At 30.0% G+C, this 11,243-nt stretch carries 9 protein-coding genes; all 9 read left to right on the forward strand.

The features are described 5' to 3' along the window. The first annotated feature begins 18 nt into the window (after positions 1-18). The 9 genes from argF to glmM all read left to right on the forward strand — a co-directional run bounded on the left by argF (position 19) and on the right by glmM (position 11,144). Positions 19-1,020 carry an ornithine carbamoyltransferase gene (gene argF, locus FVE73_RS03090; protein WP_018499806.1) on the forward strand — a complete coding sequence of 334 codons (1,002 nt, stop codon included), beginning with the start codon at positions 19-21 and terminating at the stop codon, positions 1,018-1,020. 163 nt (positions 1,021-1,183) lie between these two features. Continuing rightward, positions 1,184-1,549 (forward strand): DUF4870 domain-containing protein, encoded by a 366-nt coding sequence (locus FVE73_RS03095; protein ID WP_018499805.1) that lies wholly within the window; start codon positions 1,184-1,186, stop codon positions 1,547-1,549. 459 nt (positions 1,550-2,008) lie between these two features. Beyond that, positions 2,009-3,598 carry a DNA polymerase III subunit gamma/tau gene (gene dnaX, locus FVE73_RS03100; RefSeq protein ID WP_018499804.1) on the forward strand — a complete coding sequence of 530 codons (1,590 nt, stop codon included), beginning with the start codon at positions 2,009-2,011 and terminating at the stop codon, positions 3,596-3,598. Positions 3,599-3,666: 68 nt separating this feature from the next. Further along, complete coding sequence (gene rplI, locus FVE73_RS03105; protein WP_039782684.1) at positions 3,667-4,119, forward strand: 50S ribosomal protein L9; 453 nt, start codon at positions 3,667-3,669, stop codon at positions 4,117-4,119. Positions 4,120-4,350: 231 nt separating this feature from the next. Continuing rightward, a complete protein-coding gene (gene dnaB / locus FVE73_RS03110; RefSeq protein WP_018499802.1) occupies positions 4,351-5,787 on the forward strand; it encodes a replicative DNA helicase in 1,437 nt (478 codons plus the stop codon). Between the two features lie 44 nt (positions 5,788-5,831). Then, the gene (locus FVE73_RS03115; RefSeq protein WP_018499801.1) at positions 5,832-7,100 is read left to right on the forward strand and encodes a peptidase U32 family protein; all 1,269 of its coding nucleotides are present in this window, start codon (positions 5,832-5,834) and stop codon (positions 7,098-7,100) included. A gap of 304 nt (positions 7,101-7,404) precedes the next feature. Continuing rightward, positions 7,405-8,085, forward strand: a complete 681-nt coding sequence (locus FVE73_RS03120) for a response regulator transcription factor (protein WP_018499800.1) — start codon at positions 7,405-7,407, stop codon at positions 8,083-8,085. A 10-nt stretch (positions 8,086-8,095) separates the two neighbouring features. Further along, complete coding sequence (locus tag FVE73_RS03125) at positions 8,096-9,667, forward strand: sensor histidine kinase (RefSeq protein ID WP_018499799.1); 1,572 nt, start codon at positions 8,096-8,098, stop codon at positions 9,665-9,667. A 109-nt stretch (positions 9,668-9,776) separates the two neighbouring features. Beyond that, positions 9,777-11,144, forward strand: coding sequence for a phosphoglucosamine mutase (gene glmM / locus FVE73_RS03130; protein ID WP_018499798.1), 1,368 nt, complete (start codon positions 9,777-9,779; stop codon positions 11,142-11,144). Positions 11,145-11,243 lie beyond the last annotated feature (99 nt).

The raw sequence follows: 11,243 nt of genomic DNA on the forward strand, positions 1-11,243 counted from the left end.
AAAAATTAAGGAGAAATTATGCTAAAAGGAAAATCATTTTTAAAATTATTAGATTTTACGACGGAGGAATTGCAGTATTTACTGGATTTGGCGAAAAAATTGAAGATAGATAAGAAAAATGGGACTGAGAAAAAAACAATGATTGGAAAAAATATTGCTTTGATTTTTGAGAAAACTTCTACTAGAACGAGATGTGCGTTTGAAGTGGGAGCTTATGACCAAGGGGCAAATGTCACTTACATTGGACCTTCTGCATCACAAATTGGAGATAAGGAGTCTATGGAAGATACAGCGAAAGTTTTGGGAAGATTTTATGATGGAATCGAATATCGAGGATACGGTCAGGAATTAGTCGAAACTTTGGTTGAACATTCGGGAGTGCCGGTTTGGAATGGACTTACAACCGAGTTTCATCCGACACAGATTTTGGCGGATTTTTTGACAATTACAGAGAAAAAAGGTAAATTGAAAGGAATAAAATTCGCATTTTTAGGCGATGGAAAAAACAATATGGCAAATTCTCTAATGATAGGTGCTGCTAAATTTGGAATGGATTTTAGAATTGTTTGTCCGAAAGAATATTTTCCTGAAGAAAAATTAGTTGAAGAAGCTAAAAAAATTTCCAAAAAAACTGGCGGAAAAATTTTGTTGACAGAAGATAGAATTGAAGGGGTGAAAGATGCCGATGTCGTTTATACTGATGTTTGGGTGTCTATGGGAGAGCCAAAAGAAATTTGGAAAGAGAGAATTGATAAATTGCTTCCATATCAAGTAAATGCCGATTTAGTAAAATATTGTGCAAACGATTACTTGTTCATGCACTGTTTACCAGCGTTTCATGATTTGAATACGAAAGTTGCAAAAAATATTGAAAAAGAATATGGTTTGAAAGAAATGGAAGTTACTGACGAAGTTTTCAGAAGTAAAAATTCAGTTGTATTTGATGAGGCGGAAAATCGTATGCATACGATAAAGGCTGTGATGGTGGCGACATTGGGAGATAGAGAATATCCGATGTAAAAAAATCTACTTAAAATTAATTTTTTTAAGATAAAAGTTTTTTTATTTGTTCCTAAAAACTTTACTCCATCCTTAAAAATAAAAAATTTGAAATAAATATATATATATGATATACTAAAAAAAATAAATTTTGACAATATTAAAAATACATCGGGAGGAGTTTATGGATAATAATAGAGTTAGTGAACAAAAGTCAATTGCAGGTTTAAGGGCTAATGCTGCTGCTTTTCTTGTAAATTTGAGTTTTTTTACAATAATTGGAGGGTTGATAGTTCCGATTTTTGCTTTGATTTTGGAGGATAAGAATAGTTTTGTGAGATCGTATGCGAAACAGACTTTGACAATATCAGTTTTGTTAATTGTTTCAGGGGTGTTAAATTTTGTCATAATTGTTGGAAATATTTTGTATCTTGTAATTTTTGTTATATTGGTTATATTGCAAATTGTTGCAACTGTTTCATCAATTTTGGAAAAAGAATTTAGAATTCCTTATGTTGAAAAAATTATGAGTCTTTTATTTTTAAATTAATTTGTATTTTTTCTATTTAAATAATAAATTTATTATGATTATTTGTTAACATTAACAAAGAGATAAAATTTTTGTTATATAATAAAATTTAAAATAGAGTTTGGCATATTTAAGATTAGATTATAATTGCAAAATAAAATAAAAATGCATCTGGATATATTATTTAGGTGTATTTTTTTTGTCTTTATATTGTTTTTAGTGAATTACTCCCACTTATAGAAGACCTACGACTTCTTGCTATTTTTTGTTAAAATAATAATTTGTTTTAAAATAATTCAAAATTAGAGAAAACTAAATATAAGTGTATCATAATATAATTAAGTACAACAAAAAAATTTTGCAGCAGTTCACAAATTATAGTAAAAATGTTATAATATCAAATGTATTCAGATTTGTGTTTATTAGTATGATATCTGGTAATAGGAATTTTAGTCAATGTGTTTATGAAAAAGGGAGAGAATGTTGGATAATATTACGTTATATAGAAAGTATCGACCGCAGAATTTTGATGAAATTGCGGGGCAGGAATTTGTGTTGAGGGCTATTAAAAATTCCCTTAGGGAGAACAAGCTGTCGCATGCGTATTTGTTTACAGGGCCACGGGGGGTGGGGAAAACTACTATTGCGAGGCTTATTGCTAAAGGTGTAAATTGTCTGAATAGTGAAAATGTGACTGATAATCCTTGTGGAAAATGTGAAAATTGTCGTGAAATTTCTTCTGGGATTTCGATGGATATGATTGAAATTGATGCAGCTTCTAATCGTGGGATTGATGAAATTCGTGAATTGAAGGAAAAGATAAATTATCAGCCTGTTAAGGGAAGAAAAAAAATATATATAATTGACGAGGTTCATATGCTTACAAAGGAGGCATTTAATGCACTTTTAAAAACATTGGAAGAACCGCCGGCACACGTTATATTTATTCTTGCTACAACGGAAATTGATAAGATTCCAGATACAGTTATTTCCAGATGTCAAAGATATGATTTTTTGCCAATTGATAAGAAGGATATAAAAAAATTACTTCAGAATGTGGCAGAAAAGGAAAACATTAAGATTGATGATGCGAGTCTGGATTTGATATATCGGAAGTCTGAGGGAAGTGCAAGGGATAGTTTTTCTATTTTTGAGCAGGTTGTGTCAAATTTTAATAATGAGGAAATTAATCTTGAAAAAACTCAAAAGGCTTTGGGAGTGGTGCCTGATGTTATTTTGGAGGAATTTTTAAATTTAATAAAAAAAAGTGATAAAGGTAAATTAGTTGATTTTATTGACAAAATTTGGGAAGATGGGCTTGTGATTGAAACCTTTTTAAAGGATTTTTCCTATTATTTGAAGGAGCAATTTAAAAAGCAGACAGATTTATCGGTGGATTTTTTGCTAGATACAATAAGTGCGATTTTTTTTACTTTGAATGAATTTAAATATGAAGAGGATAAGAGATTACTTGGTTATGTGCTTGTTTATGAGCTTTATAAGAATCAGAAGAAAAATTTAAATAGAATTAAAACTCTAGAAACTGATAATTTTGCTTCAAATAAAACAGCTATTGACAAAAATTATATTAAAGATGTGTCGGATCATATTTATGAGAAGGTTATGAGTCAAATTTCAGAAAATCCGAAAATCGTAAATTCAGCAAATGAAACGAAAATAGCTGAATTGAGAGAAATAAAAAAAGTAGAAAAGATAGAGAAATCTGTAAAAAATTATGATATTTCAGTTTTTTCTGAAAAGTGGAGAAGAATTTTATCTGGAATAAAAGAAGAAAGTGTAATGCTAGGGGCATTATCGGTGGAAAGTAAGCCAGATAGGGTGGAAGATGGGGTGCTTTTTATAAGATTTCCAAGTAATCAGAAATTTCATAGTGAACAGCTTATGATACCAGAAAAGAAAGTAAAAGTTGAAAAAGTCATTAATCAAATTTGTAATTCGGATATTGAAATAAAGACTTTTTTTGAAAATAATGATGCTCAAAATGGAGAGGATAAGTTTTTGAAGGATGCGGTGAAGTTTTTTGATGGGGAAATTTTAGAAAAAAAATAAAAATATTAAATAAATTTATTGACAATAGGTTTGTTAAAATAAAAAAAGAAAAGAAAGGTATGGTAAATATGAAAATCAAAGTAATTTTGAAGGAAAATATAAAAGGTGTTGGAAAAAAAGATGAAATAGTGGAAGTTAAAGACGGATATGCGAATAACTTTTTATTAAATAAAAATAAAGCGATTCTTGCAACACCTGAAAATATTAATAAATTGAAGGCAAGAAATGAAAAAATTCAAAAAAATCATGATAGAGATGTGAAAAATGCTAAAGAATTGAAGGAAACTCTAGCTTCAAAGGAAATTGTGCTAAAGGTGAAGGCTGGGGAAAATAACAAGGTGTTTGGTTCAATTGGTGCTAAGGAAATTGTGCAAGCTATAAAAGAACAATTGAATATTGACATTGATAAAAAGAAAATTTCAGCAGATTCTAAAGTAAAGGAAATTGGGGTACATAATGTGGAATTGAAACTTCATTCAGAAGTAAGGGCTAATTTAAAAGTTAGAGTTGAGGCTGAGTAGTAAATTTATTACGAATTTTTGTATAATTATAAAAGTAAAAGTTGTAAAATTGAATAATAATATATTTATAGTAGCAGGAGGTCAAGGCCCCTTGCCTGAAAATGGTAAAAAAATAAAAATTTAAAATATTGTATTTATTAGCGTTTTTAAACTTTAAAAAATGACTAATAAATTATTTAACAAAAAGTTTTTATTATAAAATTTGAGATTAGAAAGTGAGAAAATTAAAAAATGGGGTTATACGATGAAGATGTGAAAAATAGTGAACCGTATAGCATAGAGGCTGAAGAGGCACTTCTGGGGTCTATCTTTATAAATCCCAATGTTATGGGAGATGTTGTCGATATTGTAACAGCTGAAGATTTTTATAAAAATAATTATAAAATAATTTTTTCTGAAATGACTAATGCCTATAATTCTGGGAAAATAATTGATGTGCTTTTGATAATTGAGGCTTTGAAAAAAAAGGAATTGATGGATGAAGTTGGAAATGAGGATGTTATTTATGATTTGACTGAAGTTGTTCCAACTGCTGCAAATGCTACGAATTATGCCCAGATTATAAAGGATAAGTCTGTTCAGCGTCAATTAATAGCCATTGGAGAAAAAATTGTAAGAATGGCGACACGTGGATATGAGGAAACAGATGCAATGCTTGATAAATCAGAAAGTATGATTTTCAAAATTGCAGAATCTAAACAAAAAAAAGAAATTGTGAAATTGTCTGAATTAGTTCAATCTAAGGTAAAGCATCTGGATGATGGCTCCAAGATTATAGGTAAAATAACTGGCATTTCTTCGGGATTTGATAGATATGACAGCATAACAAGCGGATTTCACGGCTCTGACCTGATAATTCTTGCGGCACGTCCTGCGATGGGAAAAACTGCATTTGCATTAAATCTTGCAATAAATGTTGCAAAGCAAGGTAAAGGAGTGCTTATATACAGTTTGGAAATGGGAAATGAACAATTGTTTGACAGGCTTGTGGCAAGTGAATCAAAAATTAGGTTAAAGGGGATAAAGGATGGAACACTGACTGCAGAAGAGCTTGTAGCTTTGGGAAATGGGCTTGGGAGGCTTTCTGAGATGCCAATTTATATTTCAGATTCTGCAAGTGTGACGATGCTGGAAATAAAGGCTAATGCAAGGCGGTTAAAGGCTGAAGGGAAACTGGATTTTATGCTAATTGACTATTTGCAGCTAATAAGCCCTTCGGCAAATTCAAGAAAAAGTCGTGAGCAGGAAATATCTGAAATTTCACGTTCGTTAAAAATACTTGCAAAGGAGCTAAATATACCAATTGTAACACTTTCACAATTATCTCGTGGAGTAGAGCAAAGGGTTGACAAAAGACCAATTTTATCAGATTTGCGGGAATCGGGTGCGATTGAACAGGATGCGGATATGGTAATGTTTTTATACCGTGAAAAGTATTATAATAAGGATACTGCGACAGAGGTAAATAATGTGGATATTCCAGAAAAATATGTTAAAAAACCGCAGAATTTGCCAGAAAATGAGGAAAAACAGGGAATGGAAAAGGTTGAACTGATAATTGGAAAGCATAGAAGTGGACCAACTGGAACGATAGAACTAGGATTTTTTCCAAATTATCAGCAGTTTGTAAATGTTGTGGATGATAAATTTGCACCACCTGCAGAATAAAATAAAAAAAATAAAGAAAAGAATTAAGGAGAAAAAATTAGAGAATGGAAACAAAAAAAAGAGTAGAATTGTTAGCACCAGCTGGAAATATGGAAAAGTTAAAAACTGCATTTCATTTTGGAGCTGATGCATGTTTTGTTGGAGGAAGTGCATTTAATTTAAGAGGGATGTCTTCAAATTTTAAAAATAAGGAATTAAAGGAAGCTGTGGATTATGTTCATAGTTTAGGGAAAAAAATATATGTAACTTTGAATATCTTTGCACATAATGCAGAAATTGAGTATATGCCGAGATTTATAAAGAAATTGGATGAATTTGGTGTGGATGCGGTAATCGTAGCTGATTTGGGAGTTTTCCAGATGGTTAGGGAACATGCTCCAAATATGAAAATTCATGTAAGTACGCAGGCAAATAATACAAACTGGATGAGTGTAAAAACTTGGAAGGATTTAGGGGCAAAAAGGGTTATTTTGGCTAGAGAAATGTCACTTAAAGAAATTAAGACTATTCGAGAAAAAGTACCTGATGTGGAAATAGAAGTATTTATTCATGGGGCAATGTGTATGGCTTATTCTGGAAGATGTTTGCTAAGCAATTATTTTACAAATCGTGATGCAAATCGTGGGATTTGTGCACAGGATTGCCGTTGGAATTATAAGGTTATTGCTGAAGGGCATGAGGAAACTGGGGCTCATGATATTGTGGAAAATGAAGAAGGAACATATATGTTTAATGCTAAGGACTTGTGTTCGATAGAGTTTATTGATAAGATAATTGAAACTGGAGTAGATTCGTTAAAAATTGAAGGAAGAATGAAGAGTATTTATTATAATTCGACAGTTGTAAAACAGTATAAAAGGGCACTAGACAATTATTATTCTGGTAATTATAAATATGACCCTGATTGGCTGGCTGAACTTAAAACTATCAGTCATAGACAATATTCAAATGGATTTTATTTGGGGCCTACTTCTGAAAAGGATCAAAATTATGAAACTGGACTTTCTTATAGCCAAACTTATAGACTTGTTGCAAATGTGCTAGAAAAAGTTGATACGAATAAATACAAGATTCAAATAAGAAATAAAGTTTTTGCGACTGAAACTTTGGAATTGGTTCGTCCAATTGGAGATGCTGTTAAATTTAAAGTGGAAAACTTTTTAAATACAAAAAATGATGAGTATCAAGAGTATGTAAATCCAAATACAATCGCTATTATTGAAACAGACGTGGAAATGGGTCCAATGGATCTCATTAGAATAAAACTTCCTGAAGGGCAATCAGATAGCGATATGGATACGTCAGAATTTTAATTATATTAAACAAAAAATTAATTATAATTTTAACGTAAAAAAAGCAATATGAATAAAAAGTATTGCTTTTTAATTTTAAATAAATCTTTTATTTATTGAGAATTGTTGAAAAAAAAAGATAAAATACTATACAAATTAAAAAAAATGAGTTATAATAACTTGTAAGGTTATTGACCTTTACTTTATGTCAAAATTTTAAAATTAATTTATTTGGAAAATTACTGAATAGATATTGAAAATTTTAAAAAATAATAGTTTATAAAGTAAAAAAGTAAAAAATATTAGAATAGAAGTGGAGATAACTATGAGAGAAAAAATATTAGTAATTGAAGATGATCCTAAAATTTCAAGATTACTTGAAATTGAATTAAAATTTGAAGGATTTGATGTGTTTTTTGCATACGATGGTAAAGAAGGGCTAAATATGGCTAAATATGGTTCGTATGACATCATTCTTCTAGATGTAATGCTTCCTAAAATGAGTGGAATGGAAGTTTGTAAGAGAATAAGGGAAACTTCGCAAGTGCCTATTATTATGCTTACTGCTAAAGATGAAATTAGTGATAAGGTAGTTGGATTTGATTATGGAGCAGATGACTATATGACAAAACCATTTTCAAATGAAGAATTGCTTGCTAGAATAAAAGCTCTTCTTAGAAGAACTAAAAAATCTGTTGTTCATAAGGGAATATTTGAATTTGAAGATTTAACAATTAACTATTCTACTTATGAAGTATTTAGAAATTATGGAAAAGATCTTATTCAACTTTCAAAAAGAGAATTTGAATTGCTTGACTTTTTAGTTTTGAATAAAGGAATTGTTTTATCGAGAGATAAAATTTTAGAAGAAGTTTGGGGATTTGATTATATTGGAAATGATAATATTCTTGACTTGTATATTAAATATTTAAGAGATAAAATTGATAAGCCTTATGAAAGAAGATTTATTCAAACTGTAAGAGGAATTGGATTTATTTTTAAATAAGGAGTAAAAAATGAAAAATTTGAAATTAGAAGATCGTATTTCAGCAAATTACGCTCTTCTATTTTTGGTATTAATATTAGTTTCCAACATTATTTTGGTTTATTCGTTGCAAAGACAGTCAAATAAGGTGCTTGAAAATTCAGCTGAAGAAAAACTGGAAGAAATAAACAGTTTTTTAGATAAGGTTGGAGTTTTTTCAGATAAGACAAATGTGCTTACTCTCGATTTTAATCCTGAAATTCAGGAAGGTAAAAAGGTTATACACGTAAAGCCTTTTAATCCAGGAGAGGATAATTATCTGTATGTTTTAGAAATAAAACAAAATAAGGATTCGGTAATTCCAATTAATACAATTGGAGATACAGATACAGAAGAAGCTTCAATGACTAATGAAAAAATGGTTGAATTGCTTGAAAGCTTTAATCTGAAAAGTAATGTTTCAGACGGAAAATTAATAAATATTGAAAAAAATAAATATTTTGTATTCAAAGTAAGCCGTGAAATAAAAAATTATAAATTCAATATTTATACTCTGAAAAATGTTACGAATGAAAATAAAATTTATAAAAGATTGGAATACCTTGTTATTTTGTTTACAATAATCGGAGTTGTTATAACAATTATTGTTTCAAAAATAATGAGCCGAAGAATTTTAAAACCGATTAACAATGTAATAAAAACAGCGAAAAGTATTTCAACAGATGACTTGAGCAAAAGAATAGAAATACCAAAAGAAGAAGATGAATTACAGGATTTGACGCTAATTATAAATGAAATGCTGGATAGATTGGAAACATCATTTGAAAATCAGAAAAAATTTGTGTCGGATGCTTCACATGAATTGCGGACACCGCTTGCTATAATAAAAGGTTATGCGGAAATTATACGTAAGCGTGGAACTACAGATATTGATATATTTGTAGAATCAATTGATTCGATAATTAGCGAAACTGACAATATGCGTAATTTAATACAAAAATTACTATTTTTGGCTAAGGGTGAAATTACAAAAATTAATACGAAATTTACAGAAATTGATGCAAATGAAATGGTTCGTCAAATTCATTCTGATACAGTAGTTTCTACAAAAACTCATAAATTCCATCTGGAAATGGGAGAAGACTATAAAATTAAGGGTGACGAAACATTACTGCAGCAGGCAATTAGAGCATTAATTGAAAATGCTACAAAATATTCAGAGCCAAATACAAATATTTATATAAAATCCTTTATAAAAAATGGATTTGGGCGAATTTCAATTCGAGATGAAGGTGTTGGAATTTCAGATGAGGATGCAAAGAGAATTTTTGACAGATTTTATAGGGTGGATTTGTCGAGAACGAAGGCAACAGGTGGAACTGGACTTGGACTTGCGATAGTTAAACGGATTGTGGAAATTCACAATGGAAAAATTGAAATTGATTCTAAAATGAATGAAGGAACAGAAATTTCAATTGTTTTACCTATTGGAGATAGCGTTATAAGTTCACAGGAAGAAATTAATAAAAATACAAATAAAGAAAAAACTGAAAAGAAAAAAAATATTTTTGGATTTTTAAAAAAGAAAAACAAGAAAAAATAAAATTATAATTTATTTGTTTAGTATCAAGTTTTATCAAATAAAAGTTAATAAATGTATTATTTGAATGTGAAAATAAAAATGAGAAACTAAGAAATAGAAAGGGAAAATAATGGCTAGAAAATATTTTGGAACTGATGGAATGAGAGGGGAAGCTAATAAGGACTTGACAATTGATTTGGTTACAAGTTTGGGACTTGCTCTTGGATATTATTTAAAAAAACATAGAAAAAAAGCTGGGAAACCAAAGGTTATTCTTGGGACAGATACAAGAATTTCAGGATATATGATTCGTTCGGCACTTACAGCAGGATTAAATTCTATGGGTGTAAATATTGACTTTGTTGGGGTACTGCCTACACCTGGAGTTTGCTACTTGACTAGAAAATTAAAGGCTGATGCGGGAATTATGATTTCAGCTTCACATAATCCTGTAAAGGATAATGGAATAAAAATATTTAGTCAAAATGGTTATAAATTGCCTGACGCAGTTGAGGAAAAACTGGAAGAATTAATGGGGAAAAAGGATGAACTTCTTCAAAAGCATCAAGTTGCAGGAGATGACCTTGGTACATTTAAATATGTGGAAGATGATATGAAAATCTATTTGGATTACTTGACTTCTACAGTTAAGAATACTAATTTTTCAAAATTAAGAATCGTAATTGACACTGCAAATGGTGCGGCATATAGAGTGGCTTCAAAAGTATTTCAAAATCTAGGTGCAGATGTTATTGTAATTAATAATATTCCAAATGGAAAAAATATCAATGTAAACTGCGGATCTACACATCCAGAACTACTTCAAGAAGTAGTCAAAGTTTACAAGGCTGATTTGGGACTTGCCTACGATGGAGATGCCGACAGATTAATCGCCGTTGACAATACAGGAGCAATTATAAACGGAGATCTGATTATTGCAATTATTGCAGAATATATGCAAAGCAGAGGACTTTTGAATGATAATAAAGTTGTAACTACAGTTCTAAGTAATATGGGATTTGAAAAATATCTGGATGAAAAGGGAATCGGATTAATTCGTGCAAATGTTGGAGACAGATATGTTCTTGAAAAAATGAAGGAATATGGATTAAACATTGGTGGAGAGCAATCTGGGCATATCTTAATGCTTGACTACAATACAACTGGAGATGGGGTATTATCGTCAATTCAGCTAGTTGCAGCTATTTTAGAAAGTGGAAGAACTTTACATGAACTTGTAAAAGATATTAAATTATGGCCACAAAATTCTAAGAATATTACAGTTGCAAAAGAAAAAAAAGCTACTTGGGAATCAAATAAGGACTTAATTGACTTTATCAAGGCAAAAGAAAAGGAAATCGCTGGAAAAGGAAGAATCCTTGTGAGAGCTTCTGGAACAGAATCATTAATAAGAGTAATGGTTGAAGCTGAAAGTCAGGAAATTGTGGATAAATATGTGGAAGAGTTAAGTAAGAAAGTGGAAGAAACACTTTGTTAAAATAAAGAATAAAAAAATAATTGTAAAACTGGGATTTTTTTCTCAGTTTTTTTTATGTGAAATTATATTATTATCCAATGTAAGCCCTATTTAAAAAAT

Source organism: Leptotrichia wadei, from assembly GCF_007990545.2.
GTDB classification, from domain to species: Bacteria; Fusobacteriota; Fusobacteriia; order Fusobacteriales; family Leptotrichiaceae; genus Leptotrichia; species Leptotrichia wadei.